The organism is Salinimicrobium sp. TIG7-5_MAKvit (assembly GCF_049569215.1).
Lineage (GTDB): Bacteria > Bacteroidota > Bacteroidia > Flavobacteriales > Flavobacteriaceae > Salinimicrobium > Salinimicrobium profundisediminis.
The window spans coordinates 3,407,678-3,431,257 of sequence record NZ_CP145903.1 but is presented as its reverse complement, the minus strand read 5'-3'; the positions used below and the strand labels follow the sequence as shown (position 1 = coordinate 3,431,257).

At 40.4% G+C, this 23,580-nt stretch carries 24 protein-coding genes; 13 read left to right on the top strand and 11 right to left on the bottom strand.

Annotated features, from left to right (window positions below; genetic code table 11):
- Positions 1 to 233: 233 nt before the first annotated feature.
- Complete coding sequence (locus V5739_RS15440) at positions 234 to 1,517, top strand: dipeptidase (protein ID WP_423818905.1); 1,284 nt, start codon at positions 234 to 236, stop codon at positions 1,515 to 1,517.
- Between the two features lie 235 nt (positions 1,518 to 1,752).
- Here the strand turns inward: V5739_RS15440 and V5739_RS15435 are convergent, their stop codons facing one another.
- Positions 1,753 to 2,463 carry a TVP38/TMEM64 family protein gene (locus V5739_RS15435; RefSeq protein WP_423818904.1) on the bottom strand — a complete coding sequence of 237 codons (711 nt, stop codon included), beginning with the start codon at positions 2,461 to 2,463 and terminating at the stop codon, positions 1,753 to 1,755.
- A 3-nt stretch (positions 2,464 to 2,466) separates the two neighbouring features.
- Positions 2,467 to 3,324 carry an SdiA-regulated domain-containing protein gene (locus V5739_RS15430; RefSeq protein ID WP_423818903.1) on the bottom strand — a complete coding sequence of 286 codons (858 nt, stop codon included), beginning with the start codon at positions 3,322 to 3,324 and terminating at the stop codon, positions 2,467 to 2,469.
- 164 nt (positions 3,325 to 3,488) lie between these two features.
- Here V5739_RS15430 and V5739_RS15425 point away from each other — a divergent pair, with 164 nt between their 5' ends.
- Complete coding sequence (locus V5739_RS15425) at positions 3,489 to 5,780, top strand: transglycosylase domain-containing protein (protein ID WP_423818902.1); 2,292 nt, start codon at positions 3,489 to 3,491, stop codon at positions 5,778 to 5,780.
- A 179-nt stretch (positions 5,781 to 5,959) separates the two neighbouring features.
- Here the strand turns inward: V5739_RS15425 and V5739_RS15420 are convergent, their stop codons facing one another.
- Positions 5,960 to 7,477: a DEAD/DEAH box helicase gene (locus V5739_RS15420; RefSeq protein ID WP_423818901.1), complete on the bottom strand. Its 1,518-nt coding sequence runs from the start codon at positions 7,475 to 7,477 to the stop codon at positions 5,960 to 5,962.
- Positions 7,478 to 7,596: 119 nt separating this feature from the next.
- Between V5739_RS15420 and V5739_RS15415 the strand changes: the two genes are divergently transcribed.
- From V5739_RS15415 to V5739_RS15405, 3 genes are all read left to right on the top strand, one after another.
- Positions 7,597 to 8,286, top strand: coding sequence for a Crp/Fnr family transcriptional regulator (locus tag V5739_RS15415; protein WP_423818900.1), 690 nt, complete (start codon positions 7,597 to 7,599; stop codon positions 8,284 to 8,286).
- Positions 8,201 to 8,380 carry a helix-turn-helix domain-containing protein gene (locus V5739_RS15410; protein ID WP_423818899.1) on the top strand — a complete coding sequence of 60 codons (180 nt, stop codon included), beginning with the start codon at positions 8,201 to 8,203 and terminating at the stop codon, positions 8,378 to 8,380. Before V5739_RS15415 ends, V5739_RS15410 begins: the two co-directional genes overlap by 86 nt.
- Before the next feature lie 88 nt (positions 8,381 to 8,468).
- Positions 8,469 to 9,014: a hypothetical protein gene (locus V5739_RS15405; RefSeq protein ID WP_423818898.1), complete on the top strand. Its 546-nt coding sequence runs from the start codon at positions 8,469 to 8,471 to the stop codon at positions 9,012 to 9,014.
- A gap of 103 nt (positions 9,015 to 9,117) precedes the next feature.
- On the opposite strand, the gene cysM is transcribed toward V5739_RS15405, so the two are convergent.
- The 3 genes from cysM to V5739_RS15390 form a co-directional block, all read right to left on the bottom strand.
- Complete coding sequence (cysM, locus tag V5739_RS15400; RefSeq protein WP_423818897.1) at positions 9,118 to 10,008, bottom strand: cysteine synthase CysM; 891 nt, start codon at positions 10,006 to 10,008, stop codon at positions 9,118 to 9,120.
- The gene (gene epsC / locus V5739_RS15395; RefSeq protein WP_423818896.1) at positions 10,005 to 10,793 is read right to left on the bottom strand and encodes a serine O-acetyltransferase EpsC; all 789 of its coding nucleotides are present in this window, start codon (positions 10,791 to 10,793) and stop codon (positions 10,005 to 10,007) included. Before epsC ends, cysM begins: the two co-directional genes overlap by 4 nt.
- A 326-nt stretch (positions 10,794 to 11,119) precedes the next feature.
- On the bottom strand, positions 11,120 to 13,336 hold the full coding sequence (locus V5739_RS15390) for an FUSC family membrane protein (protein WP_423818895.1): 2,217 nt from the start codon (positions 13,334 to 13,336) through the stop codon (positions 11,120 to 11,122).
- Positions 13,337 to 13,534: 198 nt separating this feature from the next.
- On the opposite strand from V5739_RS15390, the gene V5739_RS15385 reads away from it, so the two are divergent.
- Together V5739_RS15385 and V5739_RS15380 are read left to right on the top strand one after the other, a co-directional pair.
- Positions 13,535 to 14,212 (top strand): type 1 glutamine amidotransferase domain-containing protein, encoded by a 678-nt coding sequence (locus tag V5739_RS15385; protein WP_423818894.1) that lies wholly within the window; start codon positions 13,535 to 13,537, stop codon positions 14,210 to 14,212.
- 9 nt (positions 14,213 to 14,221) lie between these two features.
- The gene (locus V5739_RS15380; RefSeq protein ID WP_423818893.1) at positions 14,222 to 15,130 is read left to right on the top strand and encodes an alpha/beta fold hydrolase; all 909 of its coding nucleotides are present in this window, start codon (positions 14,222 to 14,224) and stop codon (positions 15,128 to 15,130) included.
- 34 nt (positions 15,131 to 15,164) lie between these two features.
- On the opposite strand, the gene V5739_RS15375 is transcribed toward V5739_RS15380, so the two are convergent.
- A complete protein-coding gene (locus tag V5739_RS15375) occupies positions 15,165 to 15,884 on the bottom strand; it encodes an SDR family oxidoreductase (protein ID WP_266068580.1) in 720 nt (239 codons plus the stop codon).
- Positions 15,885 to 16,134: 250 nt separating this feature from the next.
- On the opposite strand from V5739_RS15375, the gene V5739_RS15370 reads away from it, so the two are divergent.
- The 3 genes from V5739_RS15370 to V5739_RS15360 all read left to right on the top strand — a co-directional run bounded on the left by V5739_RS15370 (position 16,135) and on the right by V5739_RS15360 (position 18,156).
- Positions 16,135 to 16,512, top strand: coding sequence for a hypothetical protein (locus tag V5739_RS15370; RefSeq protein ID WP_423818892.1), 378 nt, complete (start codon positions 16,135 to 16,137; stop codon positions 16,510 to 16,512).
- Between the two features lie 59 nt (positions 16,513 to 16,571).
- Positions 16,572 to 17,213 (top strand): YqaA family protein, encoded by a 642-nt coding sequence (locus V5739_RS15365; RefSeq protein ID WP_345598510.1) that lies wholly within the window; start codon positions 16,572 to 16,574, stop codon positions 17,211 to 17,213.
- Positions 17,214 to 17,283: 70 nt separating this feature from the next.
- Positions 17,284 to 18,156 (top strand): cation diffusion facilitator family transporter, encoded by an 873-nt coding sequence (locus tag V5739_RS15360; protein ID WP_423818891.1) that lies wholly within the window; start codon positions 17,284 to 17,286, stop codon positions 18,154 to 18,156.
- Here V5739_RS15360 and V5739_RS15355 read toward each other — a convergent pair whose 3' ends face one another.
- On the bottom strand, positions 18,157 to 19,269 hold the full coding sequence (locus tag V5739_RS15355; protein WP_423818890.1) for a DEAD/DEAH box helicase: 1,113 nt from the start codon (positions 19,267 to 19,269) through the stop codon (positions 18,157 to 18,159).
- Between the two features lie 215 nt (positions 19,270 to 19,484).
- Between V5739_RS15355 and V5739_RS15350 the strand changes: the two genes are divergently transcribed.
- Entirely contained in the window at positions 19,485 to 19,628 is a 144-nt protein-coding gene (locus tag V5739_RS15350; RefSeq protein ID WP_093112854.1) for a YqaE/Pmp3 family membrane protein, read from the top strand.
- A gap of 140 nt (positions 19,629 to 19,768) precedes the next feature.
- Here V5739_RS15350 and galE read toward each other — a convergent pair whose 3' ends face one another.
- Entirely contained in the window at positions 19,769 to 20,797 is a 1,029-nt protein-coding gene (galE, locus tag V5739_RS15345; RefSeq protein WP_423818889.1) for a UDP-glucose 4-epimerase GalE, read from the bottom strand.
- A 216-nt stretch (positions 20,798 to 21,013) separates the two neighbouring features.
- On the opposite strand from galE, the gene V5739_RS15340 reads away from it, so the two are divergent.
- Together V5739_RS15340 and V5739_RS15335 are read left to right on the top strand one after the other, a co-directional pair.
- Positions 21,014 to 21,298 (top strand): DUF3817 domain-containing protein, encoded by a 285-nt coding sequence (locus tag V5739_RS15340; protein ID WP_423818888.1) that lies wholly within the window; start codon positions 21,014 to 21,016, stop codon positions 21,296 to 21,298.
- Positions 21,299 to 21,301: 3 nt separating this feature from the next.
- A complete protein-coding gene (locus V5739_RS15335) occupies positions 21,302 to 22,582 on the top strand; it encodes a mechanosensitive ion channel family protein (RefSeq protein WP_423818887.1) in 1,281 nt (426 codons plus the stop codon).
- A 146-nt stretch (positions 22,583 to 22,728) separates the two neighbouring features.
- Here V5739_RS15335 and V5739_RS15330 read toward each other — a convergent pair whose 3' ends face one another.
- The gene (locus V5739_RS15330; RefSeq protein WP_265163383.1) at positions 22,729 to 23,118 is read right to left on the bottom strand and encodes an acyl-CoA thioesterase; all 390 of its coding nucleotides are present in this window, start codon (positions 23,116 to 23,118) and stop codon (positions 22,729 to 22,731) included.
- A gap of 30 nt (positions 23,119 to 23,148) precedes the next feature.
- A complete protein-coding gene (locus V5739_RS15325) occupies positions 23,149 to 23,577 on the bottom strand; it encodes an NUDIX hydrolase (protein ID WP_266068573.1) in 429 nt (142 codons plus the stop codon).
- Between the last annotated feature and the right edge of the window lie 3 nt (positions 23,578 to 23,580).

Genomic DNA, 23,580 nt, shown 5'->3' with positions numbered 1-23,580 from the left:
CTTTTAAGGTGTTACTTCGGACTCAGTAATACCTGTTAAATTTTTAACAAGGTATAAATAACAAAATAAATATCCGAATCAATAAGGAAAAACCTGCATCAAGATCTTCAAAACTTTGGAATACTGCGCTTTATGAAATTTAGATTCAGTACTGTTCCATCTCCTAAAGCTTCCCAAATCACAAGAAAAAATAAATTAGTATTTTGAGCCATTCAAACTAAATCCAAATTTTTATGTTCTCAAAAAAATACCTGCTTGTATTTTTCGCTGCCTTTGCTGCAAGTGCACAATCTACTGATGATGACCTTTTAAAAAAGGCTCAGGAGATCCACCATGAAGTGATTACGATAGACACCCACAACGATATTAATGTAAATAATTTTACTGCCGAAACAAACTACACCCAGGATCTTGACACCCAGGTTAACCTGCCAAAAATGGAAAAAGGAGGGGTTGATGTCACCTGGTTGATTGTCTATACCGGGCAGGAAGAACTCAATGCTGCAGGTTACGAGACGGCGCATAAACAAGCGCTCTCAAAATTTGAGGCCATTCACCGGCTTGTAGAAGATATAGCTCCAAACCAGATGGGCCTGGCCACCACCAGTGCCGAAGTTCGCCAATTGGTTGCACAGGGAAAGAAAGTGGCGATGATTGGCGTTGAAAATGGCTACCCTATTGGAACAGACCTTGACAATGTTGAGAAATTTTATGATCTGGGCGCGCGCTATATGTCTTTATCTCATAACGGGCACAGCCAGCTTTGTGATTCAAACACCGGCGAAGCTAATAATGAGTGGCTCCACGGGGGGCTAAGTGATTTGGGGAAAGAAGTTGTAAAGGAGATGAACCGCCTGGGCATGATGATAGACGTTTCACACCCTTCTAAAGAATCTATGCGCCAAATGATCGAGCTGTCTAAAGCCCCTATAATTGCTTCACATTCTTCGGCAAGAGGTTTGTGCAACCACAGCCGAAACCTTGATGATGAGCAGCTGCAGTGGTTAAAGGAGAACGGCGGGGTGATTCAAACAGTAGCTTTTGACGCTTATCTCAATACCGAAAAGAACAATGCCTATGATGATGCGGTGAATAAGGTTTATGCTGAAGTAGGTAAAAAAGTAGGTTTTAAGCTCCTGCCCCGTACTGAAGTATGGCAAATGGAAGAGGAAAAACGCAGTGCCTACTATGAAGATTTCAGAAAAGTGAGAAAACTGGCCGAACCAAAAATCAAGAAATTAAAAGAAAAAGTTCCACTGGTAGGCATAGTAGATTTTGTAGACCACGTAGATTACCTGGTAGAGAAAATTGGGATAGACCATGTGGGGATTAGTTCAGATTTTGATGGCGGCGGCGGAATTGAAGGCTGGAGTGATGCCTCTCAATCTTTAAATGTGACTCTCGAGTTAGTCAAAAGAGGCTATACCAAAGAAGATATTGCTAAACTTTGGGGCGAGAACTTACTGCGGGTACTTGACCAAGTACAGGCCGTAGCTCAAAGTCTGCAGACGAAGTAAAAAAGTACTACGGAACAAAAACTGCCTGAGATTTACCCTTTTTAATACCCAAAAAGGCCATTTCAGGCAGTTTTTTTTTTTTAAAAAAGGAATCTCGAAAAGAGAAACATTCAAATAATTCTGAAAACAGGTAGTTTTAAAGCTGACTTAAGCAGAAGAAGGGATACAGGAAATACTAAAATAACTTCAGAAAAAAACATCTTCAAAAATGCCATTTTTGAGAGGTAAAAAGATCTTAAGCCTTTGACTTTCTCACCTTTTTATCCCAATAAACAAAGGCTATAAACAGAACAAGACTTATTATAGACGTCCAGATAAGACCCGTTTTGAGACGCTCATAATCTCCTCCCAAATAAGCAATAAAGACAATGAGGGGTGATATACCCAGCATGGTGGCGCCAATGAATTTCCAGTACCCCATTCTTAAGACTCCGCCTACAAAACTAATGGCATCGTTAGAGAGGAAAGGACTAAGCCGAACAACAATTACCGTCCAGAAGCCGTAATCGTCAATAAAATCTGATATCTTTTTTTCAGTTTTATGCCCCACCAGTTTCTCCACGATCACAGGCCCAAAGTAGCGACCAATAAAATAACCGATGCTGGAAGCCAGGAAAACAGCTACAAACAAGATTGCAGCTCCTGCCCATGGCCCGTAAGCCAGTACGGTCACTACCATGAGCAGAGGGGTAGGAATTACCAACAGGAACATTTGCAGGACCATGGTTATGATAATTACCACCGGCCCAAACCAACCGAATTGAGAGACCCACTGCCGCGTACGCTGCTTATCGCCACTGGTAAGCACATCCCAGCCGTTATTTAGAAATTCCTGCACCTGCGGTATAAAGAAATAACTTAGTACAAGTGCCACAACAATCGCAAGGGAAATATATAAAGGGGCTTTACTCTGCTTTACAGAAGGGGTTTCAACAGGATCGGGCATAAATTATTTAGATGTTATGGTTACACGGTGAATGGTTCCCGGTTCACCTTCACTGGAGATATACAAATTCCCTGAACTGTCAAAAGCAAGGCCTTCGGGCTGCGGAAATGCTTTTTGATCGAGCAGGTGGAATTCTTTGGGAGTTCCCGAAGCATCTAAAATTAATAACCTCGGCTCCCGGGCTTCAAGAATAAAAATTTCTCCGGTTTTGGGATGTATTGCAACTTCGGAAGGAAAAAATGATTCTCCTCTTTTCTCTTCTCTAATTTCGTTGAAGATCTCCTCCTCAAAAGTCAGGGTGAACACCGGCGTTTCATTCACTTCCATAGAAGGTAACCGGGCGGCATAAATACCTTTTTGATCTTCAGAATTGGGGTCAAGAACTTTTACGGCAAGCAAAAGCCTGTCTTCAGCTTCATCATAGAATAATCCTTCCATATCATTTTCTTCAGTAAAAAACGTATCGAAGGTTTTCACCTGTGCTGAATCCATAAAATCTTCTACCTCGAAAATTTTTCCGTTAGCTTCGAGCACATACGCCGTATTTTCTTTTATCGCTATGCCTTCAAAATCCCCATTTGCTGTAAATTCAATTTCCTTTTCAATCGTTGAGTCATCGAGGTTATAAATAAAGATGCTTCCTTTTTCATCCTGCACACAGGCAATTTTATTTGAACCTAAATATGCAATACCCGAAACTTCAGCCAGTTGAGGTGGCAACTCCCAGGTTTGGTCTATGGTAATATCTTTAGAAATATTGGCCTGGTATTCTTCGACCTCTTTCTCATAAGTGAATATAAAAGCTGCCGATAATAGCAAAAGACCAGTGGTAATAAGGAATACCGTTTTATTATGTCCCATTCTTTTCATTGTTTAAAAGTAGAAAAATTAATACTCGGGTAGAAAGATTTTAATCTTTCCTTGAAAAACATTAGCAGGGTTTTAGGAAATCTCATTTCCTAAAGTTTTTTAAACTTGAGGACTTTTTTTTGTAAGTCTTCGTTTATTTGACAGACATTTAACCTATGATTTTGAAAAACCTGCAATTGACGCCTGTAAAAAAATGGGTGTTAGGGATCTCACTAACATTTATCGCCCTTTTTGGCTTCTTTTTCCTGAGTATTTACTGTGGTTGGTGGGGAAAGTTGCCCGATACTGAAGAACTGCGGAACCTCAACCAGAATGAAGCCACAGAAGTTTTTTCTTCGGAAGGAAAACTACTGGGGAAATATTACATTTTTGACAGGCAGCCGGTGCTCTATGAAGATCTACCTCAACATCTAATAGATGCTCTTATTGCGACCGAAGATGTAAGGTTTTATGAGCATTCGGGAATTGACAATCGCAGCCTTCTCCGTGTATTTTTCAAAACCATTCTCATGGGCGATGAATCTTCGGGAGGCGGTAGTACCATCACTTTACAACTTGCAAAAAACCTTTTTGGCCGAAAAGATTACGGCCACCTTAGCATTGTGGTTAATAAAGTGAGGGAAGCCATCATTGCACAACGGCTGGAAGATATTTATTCTAAAGAGGAGATCATCAAACTTTACTTTAATACGGTCCCCTTTAGTGACAACACCTACGGAATAGAAAGTGCGGCCATGAAATTCTTTAATTCCGGCACAAAAGACCTTACACTCGATGAAGCTGCAACCCTGGTGGGCACGCTAAAAGCATCACATTATTACAATCCGCGGCTTTTTCCCGAAAGAAGCCTGGAAAGGAGAAATGTGGTGCTGTCTCAAATGAACAAGTATGGTTACCTTCCTTCCGAAGAATATGTGAAAAACCGGGTTAAACCCCTGGAATTAGATTACCAGTACTTCAGTAACAATGATGGGGTGGCTCCTTACTTCAGGTCACAGTTAAAAAAAGAACTCAGTAAGATCCTTGACACTCTTGAAAATGAGAAGGGAGAACCATACAACCTTTACAGGGATGGCCTGCAGATTCACACCACGATAGATTACCAGATGCAGCAGCTGGCAGAAGAAGCCATGAAAGAACACATGACTTCGCTGCAGCAGCAGTTCGAGAAAGCCTACGGCAAAAATGCACCCTGGAAAAGAGAGGATATTTTAAACGAAGCACTTCAAAACAGCAAACAATATAAAAACCTTGCTGCTGCCGGCTGGAGCCGGGAGAAAATCATGGATTCCCTGCACCGCAAAACCGAGATGGAATTGTTTGACTGGGGGCAGAAGAAATTACTTTCAGCCAGTATAGCCGATAGTTTACAGCATTACATGAAATTCCTGAACATGGGAATGATCAACCTGGATCCTTCAACCGGGGCAGTAAAGAGCTGGGTGGGAGGAATAAATCACAAGTATTTCAAATATGATCACGTCTCCCAAAGCAGGCGGCAAATTGGCTCTATTTTTAAGCCTGTGGTCTACACAGCAGCAGTTGAAGCCGGTATAGACCCCTGCACTTACTATTCGGTTAGGGAAGTGACCTATGAAGGTGGCTGGACTCCTTCCAATTCGGGTAGTGAGGAGGAAGATCCTTATACCAAATATCCCATGGCTACAGCTTTAGCGCAGTCTATCAATACTATTGCTGTAAAAGTGCTTTTTGACGTGGGACTAGGAAATGTGCTCACCCAGGCCAAAAAGATGATGTTCCCAGATGATCTTCCCGCCTACCCTTCTATTGCTCTTGGAACGGCCGAAATGAGTGCCGCCGAGCTCGCCGGCTCTTTTTCTAGTTATGTGAACCGTGGGAAAGCGGCCAAACCCTATTACCTCACCAAAATTCTGGATAAGTACGGCAATGAAATCGCCACATTTGAACCACAGGTTGCGGCACAACCTGCTTTCTCCAATACCACAAGACAGGTAATGATAGAAATGATGAAAGGCACAGTGAATTCGGGAACGGCTTCAAGATTGAGATACAAGTATAATTTACCCAACGATATTGCCGGAAAAACAGGTACCACACAAAATAACCGTGATGGCTGGTTTGTAGGGATCACACCAAAACTGATCTCTGTGACCTGGGCAGGTACCGATGATGCAAGGATTGGCTTCCCGTCTACCTATTTAGGGCAGGGAGCAAATTCGGCTTTACCGGCTTTTGCCCTACTCCTGCAAAAGATGAATGCCAGGCCTGAATTCAGCGATATTACCCAGGCAAAATTTGCAGCACCTTCTTCTACGGTGCAAATGATGCTCAATTGTGAACCCCAAAAAAGAGATAACTTCCTGGAAAGGCTTTTCACCAAAGGAGACAAACCTAAAAAGGCGAAGAAAGAGAAAAAGGAAGGCCTGTTTGGTAAGATCAAAGGCCTGTTTAAAAAGAATAATTAAGTAGAATTACGAGGTTTGAATTGATCTCTATTTTCAAATATTATTTTTTTCTGCTAATAGAAGGCAATCCCTTCCGAAGCATAGAGAACAACTGAAATACCTACCAAAAAAGGGTGTAAAAAATAGCATTTTTGACACCCTTTTAAAATGTTAGTTTCAGGAGAAATTTCCTGGAAATATTAAAATGTCGCCTGATTAATTTTTTGTCGCAGCTTCCTCATATAATCTTCCCTAAGCCAGTCGCGGTAATTTTTGGTGCTGTTGCTTATACAGTAAGAGTACTTGCGTATACGGTAGGCTATATCTTCTTCAAGCTCTTTAGCCAGAAGACGGGCATCAAAAACATCTTCACTGTTTTCTACGCACATGGTAGTATGCTGGTCTAAAGAACGCTCGAGAACTGTTTTAGATTTAAGTCCTTTTTTAATAATATCGTCGTATTCTTCATCTACATCAAAAGAAACATCTTTAGTGTTTGCAAATTTCTTCCGAAGTTCTTTTGGCATTTCATATCTAAAATTCTGCTCAATTTCTTCGTCGCTTACCAGGTTTTCAAGGAAGTAGTCTGGAGATCTAAAAATTTGCTTCCAGTCAATAGGGGCACTCCAAAGGCCAAAGCGTGCAGCATTGTTTCCAAGATCTATAACCGAGAATTCGCTTTTTCCGGGTAGCACACGGGAGCCACGACCAATCATCTGGTAGTAAAGAGTAAGAGATTTGGTAGCCCGGTTCAAAATAATCGATTCTACCGAAGGTTCATCAAAACCGGTTGTAAGTATACTTACCGAGGTTAAAATAGCATCGGGTTTTTTCCTGAACCAGCGTAAAATGTCTTTTCTATCCTGTTTGCTGGTGGTATTGTCAAGATGCCTTACATCATAACCTGCATTGCGAAAAGTCTCGTACACCTCTTTTGAAGTGTTTATACCGTTATTAAAAATGAGGGTCTTCTTGCCCTGAGATTTTTCCATATAAGCATCGAGAAGCTTCTCCTGCATGCTAAAATTAGAATACAGTTCTTCGGAAGATTTCACGGTATAATCACCGTTTATACCAACCTTAAGCGTAGACAGGCCTACATCATAGCTATAGGTATTGGCCTTTGCTAAAAATCCTTTAGAAATTAAGCTGCTTATAGAATCGCCCACAATAAGTTCCCGGTAATTATCTTTCATGGGAAGCTTGATATTTGAGCTAAGAGGCGTGGCTGTAACCCCAAGGATAAAACACTTATTAAAGAATTTAAAGAGCTTTCTAAAAGAATTGTAATGAGCCTCGTCAATAATCACCATTCCCAGGTTATCTAACTCTACTTTATCGTCGTTAAGGCGATTGTTAAGAGTTTCTACCATGGCGACAAAACACATGAATTCATCCTGGTCTGGCAGCTCTTTGATGCTGGAATTAATGATCTTGTTGTGCACCCCAAAACCGGTGAGCATTCGGGAAGTTTGCTTACAAAGCTCTATTCTATGGGTAAGGATAAGCACCTTTTTATTGGTACGCTGAATATATTCCCTTACTATTTGTGAAAATATTACTGTTTTGCCCCCACCAGTAGGAAGCTGGTAAAGAAGGTTGTAGCGTTCGGGATGAGCTTCGAGCACCTTAAATATCTTATCGATATCCTCCTGTTGGTACTCATAAAGTTCCTTGTCCATTTTTTTCTCAACGATCCCGAAAGTGTCCTGCGTCATCTATTTTTTTCTTTCAATTGCAATTTTGCAAAAATAGCTGAAATAAAGGTTCATCCAAAAATTTAGACCAAAAAATCCTGATAAAGAATTTTTTACGTTTAACAATCTTCTCATTTTAAATGAGTTATCTTTACAAATGGATTCTTTTCCTGCCCCAGGTTTTCGTTTTTGTTAAGTCGGGATCATGTATGTGGAGTAAACGAAAACAAATAAAGCTTATAGCGTCTTTACGTGGTAATAAATTACTTAAAGACCTTCCGCAGGAAGACCTTTTGAAGCTTCTTTCTGAAATGGAGGAAGTGGTGTGGCCAAAACATACCTGTAACATCAATAAAGACAGGACCTTCTATTATTTTCACTTTCTGGTATCGGGCAGGTTAAAAGTCTACCAGATTGAGCAGAATACTGGAAGGGAGTTCACCTTTTTTCTTCTGGGAAATACTGATGCCTTTGATATTCTCTGCCTTCTTGACGGATATGAACACAACGTTTATTACGAAGCCATAGACCGGGTTGTGCTTTTATCTCTTCCTATGGAAAGAATGAAAATATGGGTATCGAACCATCCCGGGGTCAACAAAAACCTTCTACCATATATGAGTAATCAAATGAGAATTCTGGAAGAGTACGCCTCAAACGTCACATTAGTTGATATTTCTACAAGGTTAGCCAGGCTTATATTGAGTAACATAAACAAAGAATCGCGTGAACTGGAGTTGATCAATGATCTTTCTAACGAAGAGCTGGTCAATTTTAATTGGTTCTACCCGGGCAGTAGTAAACCGACATTTGCAGGAGTTCAAAAATGACGGAATCATAAGCCTTGGCCGGCAAAAAGTTCAGATAAAAGATATAGATTTGCTTCTCCTGAAGGCTAATAAAAACGGGGCTTCAGCTCCTTAATACTTTAACACGATATGCTACCTGGGTAGTATTTGATCCTATTTGCTCATAGTACTTTTATAAGATATTAATCCAAAATATATGAGCTATGAAAAATTTAATTATTGGAATGTTCCTTTTTGGTTTTATTGCCACAGGTAATTCACAGATCCTTTTAGAGGAAACAAAGATCGAATACCAACCGGTATCATTGGCACTAGATCAAGAGTCCCACCAGCGTTCGATTGAACTACCCGAAAAATTGTCGGGAGAATTTCAGCAAAACCCTTTGGCTTTTATGAAAACCAGGTTTAATGTACAAAAGTTCCTGAAAGATAACGAAGAAGCAGATTATGATGCTTTTGAAGTTTTTTTCAAAAGCAAAAAAGGGTTTTTAAAAGCCTCTTTTAACAAGACTGGAGACCTTATTTCATCTAATCAGAAATTTAAAAACATACCCCTGCCCCAGGATGTGCGTTTAGAGGTCTTTAGACTTCACAGGGATGCTATGATAGAAGGCATAAAATATACCGCATTTTCAAAAGGATGGGATATTACTAAAGAGATCTATAGAATAAAAATTAAAGATGGTGACAAGACTCGCAGAGTCCGCATCAATAGGAACAATGACCAATTGTCTCTCGCCGGATTCTAAGAATAAAGAACTAAAAAAGAGACGCCGAAAAGCCATTTTTGACACTTCAGGTTTTATTTTAAAACTTAAACCCGAACGTAGATAATAGTTTTCCGGCAGTCTCTTATTTTTTTTCAAAAAGATCGGAAGACAGGTAGCGGTCTCCTCGGTCACAAACAATACTTACCACTACCCCACTCTCAAGTTCGCTACACAGTTTCACGGCAGCCGCAGCAGCACCTCCGCTGCTCATTCCGGCAAAGATCCCTTCTTCCTCGGCAAGCCTTGCAGTCATAGCCCTGGCTTCCTGTTCATTTACTTCCATAACGCGATCTACCTTGCTTTCGTCAAAAATAGAAGGTAAATATTCTTTAGGCCATTTTCTTATTCCGGGAATACGGGCGTCATCACCGGGTTGTACGCCTACTATTTGCACATTTTTATCCTGTTCTTTTAAAAAGGTAGATGTTCCCATTATGGTACCTGTAGTCCCCATAGAAGAGACAAAATGTGTAATCTTATTATTTGTATCCCGCCAAATTTCGGGCCCTGTGGTGGCGTAATGGGCCTGCCAGTTGTCATCGTTTCCAAACTGGTTGAGCATAAAATAATTTCCTTCTTTCATCCTGGCTTCAGCAAAATCCCTCGAACCTTCAATACCTCCTTCGGCGCTTGTAAGAATTACCTTTGCCCCGTAGGCTCTCATGGTCTGCACTCTTTCAGCAGTAGAATTTTCGGGCATTACCAGCTCAATGTTCAGCTGCAGTAAACGGGCTACCATTGCCAGGGCTATCCCGGTATTTCCGCTGGTAGCTTCAATCAATTTGGTTTCACGGGTAATATCTCCCCTTTCCAGAGCTTTTTTGATCATATTATAGGCGGGGCGGTCTTTCACACTACCTCCCGGGTTTTGCCCTTCGAGTTTAAAATACAGCTCTACGGCAGGATTCTCAACCAGTTTTTGTGCCTTCACAAGAGGCGTATTTCCTATAAGATCTAATACTGTTCGATTCATTTCTGAAGATTTTTAATTTTTATTACCGGGTCATGGGTGACAAATGAATTGGCCGGAACTGTACGGGTAAGCCAGGCATTCCCCCCAATGATACTATTCGCGCCAATAACCGTCTCCCCACCAAGTATGGTAGCATTGGCATAAATTGTCACGTTGTCTTCAATGGTAGGATGCCGTTTCTTATTGCGCAATTCTCTTTCTACGTACAAAGCCCCCAAAGTAACCCCCTGGTAAATTTTCACATTGTTTTTTATAATGGTTGTCTCCCCAATTACCACACCTGTGGCGTGATCAATAAAAAAGGAATCGCCAATCTGCGCCCCGGGATTAATGTCGGTCCCTGTTAATTTGTGTGCACATTCTGTCATTAATCGCGGCACCAGCGGAAGATTCATTTTATAAAGCTCATGGCTAAGGCGATATACTGCGATAGCAAAAAAACCGGGATAAGAAAGGTACACCTCTTCTACAGAATTCGCTGCCGGATCGTTGTTTGCTATTGCAATAGCATCAAGATTAATCTTTTGAAGCAGATGGGGCAATCTACTGCAGTACTCTTCCCATATTTCTGAACAGGATTTACCCGGCTCCCAACACACCAAATCCCCCAGCTCCTTAAAATCGGCAGCCAGCTTATCCAGATTATCTTCTACGGGAGTATCCCTGTCAAACAAGGTATAAAATAGATTTTGGGTAAAAGCTTCAGCTTTAGTCTTGATCCTGAACCTTAGGTTTGTATTCTTCTTTTGAGCGGTAATTTGCTTAATTATGTCCTCGTGGTTCATACAATTCAGTTGATTTGTAAAATTACTAAATAGCTGCTCAATGCAGGTAGAGCTTTACTACTGATTTTTTGATGAAAAAATTAACTATAAAAGAAAGGTTAAAAAAATCACATCTTAACACTTTGTATCTCGATGTGTTGTACTTTTAGTAGAGACATTAATCAAAAACTTTTAACCATGGCACAAGATCAAAAAAAACAGAACGAGAAGCAGGACAAAAAGAGTGAAAAGTCTACTCAAAAAACTGAAAGACAGCAAACCAAAAAATAAGCCAGTCTTTTATATTACATGTTTGTATTTTTTTAGGCCACCTCAAAAAGGTGGCTTTATGTTTTCACACACCTGGCTTTTTGAAGCCCTTCACTCATCTCCAATAACCATTTGAGCCTGTCTGTAAGAATATGAACTTCCTGTAATTTTTCACGTACGCCTTCTTTCTCAACGCTTTCATCTTTCTCAAGATCAAGTAGCTCCTGGTATAGATTTTCATAGAATGTGGCTGCCCTGTCAATCTCTTCTGAAAGATCTTCTTTTTGAGCCTCATCATTTTTTACTGAAGCCTGTAAATTAGCTTTGATAGCCGATAAATAGTTGGCAAAATGAGCTGAAGCCTTTGTAGTGGGATGAGATCGTATAAAAGTACCCAGAGAAACTGTAGCCGAAAGAAACTCCTGGTTGAGTGATACGATCCTGAAGATTTCCTCAAGATGTTTTTTATCTGTCTTTGGCTCCTGCGCCATGCGTTGAAAAGCGGCATTTAAATCTCCCATCGCCAAAAAAGCTTTTTTTCTTGCGAGGCGATAAGACGCAGGCAAGGCTGACTTATGATTATAAAAAGCTTCTACTTCTTTAAGAAAGGAAAGGTTTGCCTTTATACTTTCTCTTATAAAATTCTGAATAAGTGTATACTCCCATGTAGGCCAAAGAAACTTAGCTCCCAAAAATGCCAGCCCAGCTCCCACTACTGTATCCAGTACCCTAAACTCAATTACTTCAAGAACATTTGGTTTTAAAAGGCTGTAGACAAAAATTACATTAAGCGTAATAAATGCCGCTGCAGTCTTGTAATTGCGCTGTATCATAGAATGGGCAAGCACCAGGCATATTACCGCAAGGATAGCGTAGACGGTTTGATTTCTTATAAAGAAAACCAGAGAAATAGCCACAGCACCGCCAATGAGGGTACCATAAAGCCTGTGTTTAAACCTTTCCTGAGTGAGTGCATAGCCAGGGCGCATAATAACCAGGGTGGTCAATAAGATCCAGTAGGCGTTTTGTACTGCAAAGAATTCCCCAATTACATAACCCAGGGCCATAACAACCGTCAACCGCAGGGAATGTCGAAATATTGGAGACTTGAAGTCTAGATTATCCTGAAGCGTTTTGAAGTTATAATCTGGAGTGGTGAGAAATTTGGCAGCATCTTTCCTTCCAAGCTTTAGCTTTTCATCACCTTTCCACTCTTTCATAAGCCTCATTAAGGAAAGTAATTTTTGATGCTGTTTTTCCTTAAAATTCAGGAAGTTTTGGTAAACGAGTAAAGCTTCAGCATCAGTTGATTTATTGGCCGAAGCCTCAAATTCTTTATAGGCTTTCCAGGCTTGTCTTCTTTTAATTAATAACTCACCTTCTTCAAGGTTTAGAAATTTGTTTTGAGGTGTCTGCCCAAGAATCCTTAAATGAGCAGCCATTACCAGGCTCCATTCCTGGATGTGTTGGATCTTATCTTCATGAGAAACAAATAAGGCTCTCATCCTGGAAAAATTCACCGGGTGTGCCATTCCCAGTTCCAAAATATCAACCAGCTCCATAAAGATGAGCAGCCTTTTTCTCACCATTTCCGATCGTCCAAAATTCTTTCTTCGGGTTATAACAAGTTCCCGAATAATCTCGTGCTTTTCATTAATGGACGTTTGCAATGCAAAAAGCTCTTTTTCAGCCTGCTCCCGCTTTTCATCTGTAACGCTCATAAGATGGGAACGCTTCTCCAGGTATTGAGCTGTAAGTTCAAAGACATCCCTTAGAAGCTGATCTGTTTCCCGTCTCTGCAACAAATAATGGAAGAAAAGCGAAAATAAAAGATACCATACACCACCAATCCCAATCCAAAATGCGTGGAGGAGAATACTTCCTTCCGCAGTGACCTGGGTCATACTTAACACTACGGCAAATAATCCCGAAAAAGCAATGAGCGAAGCCCTGAACCCAAAGACCGAGATCATGGAGTAATGAAAGATCTGCAATACCAGTACAACAATAAAAAAGACAGGGTATGCCAGAGAGAGGCCTGTGAGAATGGTGGCAGCTACGGCAATAGCAATAGATAGAGAAACACCTATCACCCGGCGCCTCAAACTTCCCGGCACGTCACTGGGAGAAGTGAGTAGCACCCCAACTGCCATGGCGATCCCTATTTTTATTTCCCCCATTTGAGAGGTGACCAGTAAGGGTACGATAGCTGCAACAGCAAACCGGATTCCTTTAGAGAATTCGCCCGTCTTCAAAAGTGTAAAAAAGGACTGCAGTTGCCTGTAAAGATTCAAAAGAAGTGAAGTTTCTGCAAAATTACATGCTTTACCAAAGCAGACGCAGCAAAATTGAATAAAATGATGACCCCATGAAGAATTTAACCTTTAATTAGTATCTCAGCTTTGGCTTTAGCCTCCGTGCGTTGTAATTTTAAGATCCATCAAAAAGGCCGAATTGACAGGCCATTCCAAACTTAAATTAAAAAAAGAACTATGAAGATTTTAATGGTTTTGACTTCTCATGATAAATTGGGAGACACAGGTAAAAAAACCGGATTTTGGGTAGAAGAATTTGCTGCACCTTATTATGTACTTGCAGATGCCGGTGCCGAGATCACTCTTGCATCGCCAAAAGGAGGCCAGCCTCCTATTGATCCATCAAGTACTACCGAAGATGCGCAAACCGAAGCTACAAAGCGTTTTGATAAAGACGATGACCTGCAAAAAAAGCTTTCGCTTACAAAAAAACTGGAAGACGTTGACGCTAAAGAATTTGACGCAGTATTTTATCCAGGTGGTCACGGTCCGCTTTGGGACCTTGCGAATGATCTAAAATCGATTGCACTTATTGAAGCTTTTAACGACCAAATGAAACCAATGGCTTTTGTTTGTCATGCCCCCGGTGTACTGGCAAATGTTGAAGATCACAAAAACCCTTTAGTAAGAGGTAAAAAAGTTACCGGCTTTGCAAATTCTGAAGAAGATGCAGTAGGCCTTACCAATGTAGTTCCTTTTCTTGTTGAAGATAAAATGAACCAGTTGGGAGCAGACTACAGTAAAGGTGACGACTGGAGTTCTTACGTGCTGGTAGACGGCAAACTTATAACCGGACAAAACCCGGCTTCTTCTGAAAAAGCAGCCCGCGAACTACTGAACATGCTTCAAAAATAAAAGTAGCCTATGGCTCAAAAAGAAAAATCTGTTACCGAAGTAATCAAAGAGCATGAAGCTTCCGGAAAGTATTTTGATGTAGACGGCATAAAAACCTTTGCATTAAAATACGGCCGGGGCGAACCTGTTCTTTGCCTTCACGGAGTTCCTACTTCATCTTTTTTGTATAGAAAGGTACTAAGGTCTCTGGAGAAGAAAGGTTACAAAGGAGTAAGCATAGACATGCCGGGACTGGGATTAACAGACAGACCTGATAATTTTAATTACTCTTTTTCTAACCTAGCCGATTTTCTTTATAAAGCTGCTAAAGTCCTTAAGCTTAAAAAGTTTCATCTCGTGGTTCACGACGTGGGAGGGCCAATAGGTTTTGCACTTGCTGCAAGACATGCCAATCGCATCATGTCCCTCACCATTCTCAATACCTGGGTAGATGTAGTGAACTTCAAGAAACCGGTAGTAATGAGGCCTTTTGAAAAAAGGGTGCTGGGAGAAGCAGAACTTAAAATGATAAGCCATGTCACCTGGCCTGTAATGTTTAAACAAATGGGCGTGGTGAATTCTTCACGCATAAGTACTTCTGAAATAAACGCCTATGTAGATCTTCTAAAAAGGGAAGACAATGGAAAAGCCTTTTTAAAGATCATGAGGAACTTTGATCATTCCAACGAGTTTCGTGACCTGTGCTATAAAGCTGTTCAAACTAAAGAATATCCTGTACAGGCAATCTGGGGTGCTAAAGATCCGGCGTTGCAGCTGGAAACTTATGGCGAGGAAATCAAAAAAGTGGCGGGGCTAAAAGAGGTCCACACCTTAAGATCCCGGCACTTTCTACAGGAAGAAGCCTGGTTGGGAATTGCTGATAAGGTGATAGACCTGGCACAATCTGCGCAACTTAAGACAGCAAAAAAGGAGGTTTAAACCTCCTTTTTTGATACTTATATTTTTATTCCTGTTATTTTTTAGGCGGCGTGGTTGGCCTAATCTCTATTTTGCTAGGCAAAGCCCTTTGGTTCATTTTCAAGAGGTCTACAACTAATTCACCAATATCTTCTTTCTGAATTTTCCAGGCATCTTCGTCTCCCGGGTTGTGATCATTAAAATGTGTAGCTACAGAACCAGGCATAATGGTAGTTACCTTGATTTCGTAATTCCGAAGATCGAGCATAGCAGCCTGAGTGAATCCTGTTACTCCAAATTTACTTGCATTGTAGGCAGAACCCCCGGCAAAGAAATTTGTACCCGCCAGGCTGGAGATCGTAAAAATGTACCCCTTGCTTTTTTTCAGTTCGGGAATAGAAGCCTTTAAGCTATAAAAGACACCGGTTAAATTTGTATCTATAGTTTGTTGCCACTGCTCGGGAGTGAGATCTTCTATAGAGCCAAAATGCCCGACTCCGGCATTAGCCACCACAACGTCCAGCTGTCCCCATTTGTCGGTTACCTGTTTTATGGCCGCTTGCTGACTCTCAAAGTTTCTCACATCGGCTTCAATTCCAATCACTTCGGCTTTTCCGTTTTTGGTGATTTCCTTTGCGGCCGATTCTGCTTCTTCTTTATGCCTGCTGGTAATCCCTACTCTTACGCCCATAGCAGAAAGAGCAGCTGCAATCCCATATCCAATTCCTTTACTTCCGCCAGTAACGAAAGCTACTTTATTTTCTAAATTATTCATTTGTATTTAATTTTATTCAGCCTAAAGCTACCAAATATGTGGAGCAAATGAGATCACAAAGCTTTTAAGACTTTGTTAATTCTTCCGAAGAAGGGCAGAAAACCAAATTTTAACTTCTAAGAGAAAAATCTTTAAAATTACTAACACAAATTACACGCAGAATCAATTATCTTTGCCACCTTTCCGAAGAGACCTAAAATAGCGGCTTTTTGGAAAGTTTAATTTAATTATTCATAAAATACTGTAATCGTTGGAAAATCCTAAGGCACAAAAACTTCTGAATAAAATACAGCGCGACCTTATGCGCAATGGTATTATTACTAATACTATAGTTGAAGATTTAAAGGAGTTGCGGCCATATGCTGTTGAGGAAAAAAGCCCGCTACTGGCTAAGGTGATAAGGCTTACTTATGAGCACATTGAAGCGCACAACACCTTTGACATTCCAATTCCTGATGACGAACCTGTTGAAGGTTTTGAAGAAGAAACTCCCAGCAGTGAAAGTTTTGATCCTGCCGAGAGCCTGGATTACCTGATGTCTCTAATGGCAGAAGCCAAGAATAAAATTAACGCTATTGAATTGCGGGAATACAGTAATAGTTTGATTGCCTACGCTGAAGAGAATTAACCTTTCGTTTTGTTGGATTGGCTCAATAATTGAAAATATTATTAATAAAGGGCCATTTAATGAAGAAGTTGAATATGAAAAAGAAAAATGAGGTTGTCTTGAACAAAAAACCACGCTGGAAATTACTTCACCAATATTACAATTACACAGGATTCTACAAGTTTGTAGGCAATAGTCTCAAAAAGGCCATTTTACCGGTCATACTTTTTCTTGCTGCTCTATTTGCAATTAACGAGTATGTAATCAACATCAACAGCATTCTGGTTACGGTTACCGAGACCTATTCTCCTGTTGGGATACTGGCGGTATTTTTGGCTTCTGAATCTATTTTTCTTGGACTGGTCCCCCCCGAGCTTTTTATCGCATGGTCAGGGAAATCGGCCATGCCCATAACTTATCTTAGCTTATTGGCCCTGGCTTCTTATTTAGGCGGAATTATTTCTTACTGGATGGGTAAGGCCATTAAAATGATCCCGGCAGTACATGACGCTATGGAGACTAAAATGGCAAAGCACATCAAAAATACTGAAAAATGGGGCGGATTTCTTATTGTAGTAGGTGCTCTTTTACCCATTCCATTTTCTATCACCAGTGTGGCCGCAGGGATTATCAATTACAAATTCAGGTACTACTTATTATTTGGCCTCTTGAGATTCATAAGATTCTACGGTTATGCGCTTGTGATCTTTAAGATTGTATAAAATATAAGGAGCAACACTCCAAAATCCTTTTAAAATCCCGTATTTTTGAGAGACAAAACGGGATTTTTTTATGGGTCACGATCACCACCACGGATCAAGTAAGAATATAAAATTCGCTTTTTTTCTCAATGCCGCCTTTACTGTTTTTGAACTCATTGGAGGATTTTACGTAAACAGTGTGGCCATTATCTCAGATGCTGTCCACGATCTTGGGGACACTATTTCCCTTGGCAGTTCCTGGTATCTGCAAAACAAATCGAGACAGGGACGAAATAACAGGTTCAGTTTTGGCTATAAGCGCTTTTCGCTCTTAGGTGCATTAATTAACAGTCTTGTACTCATTGGGGGTTCAATATATGTAATATCTGAAGCTATTGACCGCCTTATAAATCCTGAATATTCTGATGCTAGCGGGATGCTGGTCTTTGCCCTGGTTGGAGTTGCTGTTAACGGCCTTGCAGCCTGGAAACTTTCAAAAGGTTCTTCTATGAATGAGAAAGTGGTTTCCTGGCACCTCATAGAAGATGTACTGGGATGGGTAGCAGTTCTTATTGTATCTATAGTACTGCATTTTTATGAAACCCCTTATCTTGATCCCGCCCTATCGCTGCTAATAACCGTTTTCATTCTGTACAACGTTTTTAAGCGACTTAAGGAGACCCTGTTTATCTTTTTACAGGGCGTTCCAAAAGAGATCAATCTTGAAGAAATTGAAAATAAAATCCAGGCTATTCCACATATTGCTTCCCTACACCACATGCATGTATGGTCTCTTGAAGGCACAGATCATGTATTTACCACCCACATAAAGCTGGAAGATATCAGTAAATTCCAGCAGTTACTGGATGTGAAACGGGCGGTGAAAAATGTGCTCCAGGAGTATCATTTTGACCATTACACCATAGAGACCGAACTTGATAAAGAAAGCTGCGACCTTCTCTAATTAGCGAATCTGGGTGAATTTTATATTTAATTCCCTTTCCATCTGGCGGAGCTTTTTAAGCTCATATTGATTAACAAGGGCAAGGGATAACCCGGTATTTCCAGCTCTTGCAGTACGGCCACTTCGGTGAGTGTAGTAATCGGTTTGATCTGGTAGTTGATAGTGCACCACAAAAGCAAGATTTGCAACATCAATACCCCTGGCGGCTACATCAGTAGAAACCAATAGCCTCAGGTTTTTTCCCTTAAAAGCTCTCATTACTTTGTCCCGGTCTTTCTGAAGCATATCGCCTTCAAGAAGTCCGACTTCATAATTTTTAGCGGCCAATTGTTTTGAAAGCGTTCTTGCCGCGGTTTTTGTTTTCGTGAAAATAATTCCACGCTTTTTCCCCTGACTTTTAAGAAAGTAAGCAAGTGTGTCAAGTTTACTGTTGTCATCACCGGTCACAAATTGGTGTTCAATTCCGGTGTTTACAGCATCCTCTTTATCAATGCTCACCTTACGGGCATTCTTTTTGACGTATTTATTAATGATCTCATTAAGCTCATGCGGCATGGTAGCCGAGAAAAGCCATACATTTCTTTCCTGTGAATAAGTGCCTTCTAATATTTCGGTAAGATCTTTTTTAAAGCCCATGCTCAGCATTTCATCTGCCTCATCAAGCACCAGGGTCTTTACCTTCCTAATATCAATAGCTTTACGCTTCATAAGGTCAATCAACCTTCCGGGTGTAGCTACTACAATTTGAGTAGGGCGGTTAAGTCTGGAGATCTGTATATCTATTCTCTCACCGCCATAAACAGCTTCAGTAAAAACTTTATCGGTATACTTGGTGAATTTAAAAAGTTGTCTGGCAATTTGCTGCCCCAATTCTCTGGTTGGTGCAAGAATTAAAGCCTGTATTTCATCTTTAGCAGGATCAACCTGTGCGAGAATAGGCAAACCAAAGGCTGCTGTTTTCCCGGTACCTGTCTGTGCCTGCCCCACAAAATCTACCTCTCCTTCGGTTAATATTGGGATTGCAGCTTCCTGAATCTTAGTTGGGTTTATAATCCCCATCTCGTTCAAGCCTTTGATAATGTCTTCTGATACTCCCAGGTCCTTAAATGTCATTGCACTAATTTTTTGCGAAGATAGCCTTTTCCCGATGAACTTTTTAGTTAGGGCTACTGAATGAAGTTAGTAGCTCTTTACTTTTTAAGATCCATTTTATAGAGGTCTTAAGATATTAATTATCTGCATGTTAAATTGAAGCTAAACCAAAAATATGCGGAGAAATTTTAATAATTTATCATTAATTTGGTTGTATAACCAATAAAAAAAGAAACATGCTGACAATCATATTGAATATCCTTTTACCTCCTTTAGCCGTTTATTTAAACCATGGAGTAGGAACAACTCTCTTGATAAGCATTATCCTGACATTAATAGGTTGGTTACCCGGAGTTATTCATGCGTTTATTGTAAACTAACTGAAGCATATAAAACTGTCTAAAATGTAAATCCCTTATGAGCTCAATGTGAGAGATTGGGTTCTAGAACTTTCCTTCAGGAAAGTACACACAAAGTTTGAATTAGCCTTTAAGCTTATATTTTAGACAGTTTACTTTTTCTAATTTTTCTCCTCTAGCTTCTGCTGCCATTTCCAGGCACTTTCCATAGCATCTTCAATATTAAATTCTGCTGTCCAGTTTAGCACTCCGTTGGCTTTGGTAGTATCGGCATAAGCAGCAACAATATCCCCTTCCCTTCTGTCAACAAAGGTATAGGGCAGTTTTTTTCCTGATACCTTTTCAAAAGCCTTTACGGCTTCTAAAACAGAATTTCCTTTTCCGGTCCCTAGATTAAAGACCTCGTAATTTTCGACCTGCTCATCGTCCAGTAGGCGCTCTAAGGCAATTACATGGGCACGGGCGAGATCCATTACATGAATATAATCCCTGATACAGGTACCATCTGGTGTAGGATAATCATTACCAAAAATGGAAAGCAGTTCTCTTTTTCCGGCTGCAGTTTGAGTAATAAACGGCACCAGGTTTTGAGGTGTTCCTATAGGCAGCTCTCCAATATTGGCAGAATGATGGGCTCCTATTGGATTGAAATATCGCAAAGAAATTGCTTTTAAATGCGGTACCGCACTACAGGTGTCAAAAATGATCTCTTCGCCAATTTGTTTTGTATTTCCGTAAGGGGATTCTGCTTTCTTAACAGGGGCATTTTCAGTAATAGGTAATTCATCTGCCTGCCCGTAAACAGTACAGGAAGAACTAAAGATGAATTTTGGCGCCTCCTTTTCCTTTAGCTGTTGTAACAGATAGATAAGCGTATTGAGATTATTTTCATAGTAGAGCAACGGATTCTGAACACTTTCTCCCACAGCCTTAGAAGCAGCGAAATGTATGACGCCGTCTATATCCTGATATTTTTCAAAAAAATTATTAACTGCCTGTTTGTCCCGCAGATCCAGATTTTCAAATTCCGGAGAAATTCGGGTGATCTTCGTTATGCCACCAAGGACCTCGATTGAGGAGTTTGAAAGATTATCTATAATTACCACATCAAAACCTCTTTCCTGAAGTGCAACCACCGTATGGGATCCTATAAAACCCAATCCACCTGTGACCAGTATTTTTTTATTCATTTTTACTATTTCTGAGTATCCCGCAAATTAAGAAATTAACCACTAAAATTGAGAGGCCACGACCTAAAATGTTATGTCTTTTACATACTGCTAATATGTGATTAACAATCAAAGAACAAGAGCTTCAGCAGGAGCCTATAGGCAAAGAAAATAAGATTTTTCAACCTTATCTTAAGACCTTTTAAGGTATATTTGCAACTTGAAAAAAGCACAGCTATGTCATTAGAATCACAAGTAAAAATATTTAAGTGGATAAGCATTTTTGAAGGGATTTCCTTTCTGGTCCTTTTACTCATCGCCATGTCTTTAAAGTACATTTGGGAAGCGCCAGAAATGGTGCGTATTGTGGGAATGGCCCACGGTTTATTATTTGTAGCCTATATCTTTGGAGCTTTACTCCTATTCAAACCTTTACAGTGGAAGACAAAGACTTTGCTCATTGTTTGTCTTAGTTCTGTGTTGCCCCTGGGTCCTTTTTATGTAGAGAAGAAATATCTCTAGAGGATGAAGGAACAAACAAGGGAACTGGGTAATTTTTTAGCGAACTACTTTATTGAACAGGGAATGGACGTAGATGTCGCTCATTTCCTGAACATGCTTATCAACATTGCCATAGTAGGTGTTCTTTGGTATGTTATGCATTACATCACCAAGAAGCTGGTGCTTACCTCATTTCAAAGATTTACGAATAAGACCGTAACCACCTTTGATGATTATCTTGTAAAAAGCAATTTTCCGAGGTATATAAGCAACATCTTCCCGCTTTTGTTGCTCATCCTCACGGTGCCTGTAGTATTTGAAGATTACCCCAAGCTGCTCTCTGTATTCGAAAAGCTGGTAGACATCTATATTATTTTTCTTACTGTATTTATCGGAAGAAGCCTGGTTCGTACCACTACGAATTATATGAAAAGGCATGAGCGTTACCACGACAAGCCTATAGAGAGTTACGCACAGATTCTTATCATATTTTTCTGGTCTATAGGGATCATATTCATGTTCTCGGAACTCACCGGAAAATCTGTTGTCGGTTTTCTTATTTCGTTAGGAGCAGCTTCAGCCATTATCCTGTTTATTTTCAAAGACACCATTCTTGGATTTATCGCCTCCATACAGGTTTCGGTAAACGATATTGTGCGCATTGGAGACTGGATAACCTTCAGTAAATATGGAGCCGATGGTTTTGTGACAGAAATCAACCTCGCCACCGTAAGAGTCCAAAATTGGGACAATACTTACACCACTATTCCTACCTATAACCTGATTTCTGATTCTTTCCACAACTGGCGCGGAATGCAGGAATCTCCCGGGCGGCGCATCAAACGTTCCCTTAATATTAAACAAAACTCCATACGGTTTATTAATGATGAAGATCTGGCTAGGTTTCAGGAGTTTGATTTGATTGCCTCATACATACACGAAAAGCAGGAAGAGATCAACACTTATAATAGTAAGTTGGGAGTAGATAAAAAGTATCTTATCAATGGAAGACATCAAACCAACCTGGGTGTTTTCAGGCAATACGCCCTCTCCTACTTAAAAGCACATCCAAAGATACATAAGGAAATGACCATGATGGTAAGGCATCTCCCACCCACAACTCAGGGAATTCCTATTGAAATCTACTGCTTTAGCGAAGACAAGAGATGGGAATATTATGAAGCTATTACAGCCGATATCTTTGATCACCTTATAGCTGCCATTCCTTATTTTGATTTGCAACTATTCGAATCTCCTTCAGGTGACGATATTTTGAAAGCTCTTAAACCCCTGCAGTCCAAGTAAGCTTTACATTACACTTCTCTTCGGAAGGATTTTTTTTAAAAGTGGGAGTTTAGAAAACCTTGGAAATAAAGCAAAAAAACAGCACAAGCAACAGTTTTAAAAACTCCTGAAGCTTGTGCTGTTTGTAGTTTTATCACCGGTACCGGCTAATCTTTCAGTCGGTCTTTCACGTATTCGATCTTTGTCTTACCGTGAGGTTTTGCCTTTCCGTTTTCATCAAGAGAAACCATAACAATTCGGTCTATAGTAATGATCACTTCGCGGGTCATTTTATTACGTACTTCCGAACGAAGGGTTATGGAAGCATTTCCAAACTTCACCACATCCATTCCTATTTCAATAATATCCCCTTCCCTGGCAGAGCTTTTGAAATCGATCTCACTCATAAATTTTGTAACGGTGCGGGAATTTTCCAGCTGTATGATAGCGTAAAGCGCAGCTTCCTCGTCTATCCATTCTAACAAGCGGCCGCCAAAAAGCGTACCATTGGGGTTAAGGTCTTGTGGTTTAATCCATTTTCGGGTGTGAAATCTCATAGGGAACTCATTTTTTTAAGAGCAATAAAGTTAATCATTTTGCCCCAGAAATGCCTCCCGTGCAAGCTCAAGAATTTCGGAATGATCAAAAGCCAATTCGGGTAGATCATTCAGAAAAAACCAGCGTGCATCGGCAGCATCATCGCTTCCCTCAACTTTTTCTTCGGAAGTTACCTCGCCCCAAAACGGAATACTAATCGTCCAGCCCCTGGGATCTCTTCCGGGGGTTCCAAAAGCCTTAAGTTGTTTCAGGTTTTCCACTTTTAGACCTGTCTCTTCTGCAAGCTCTCTTTTGGCACCAATCTCCAGGGGTTCCTCATCTTCAAGAAAGCCTCCCGGAAGCGCCCACTGGTCCTTAAAAGGATCTTTTTTCCGCTTAACCAGCAACACTTTTGGCTGATTATTATTTCTGAAAAAAATCACACTATCTGTTGTAACTGATATATTCTGCCTTGCCATATT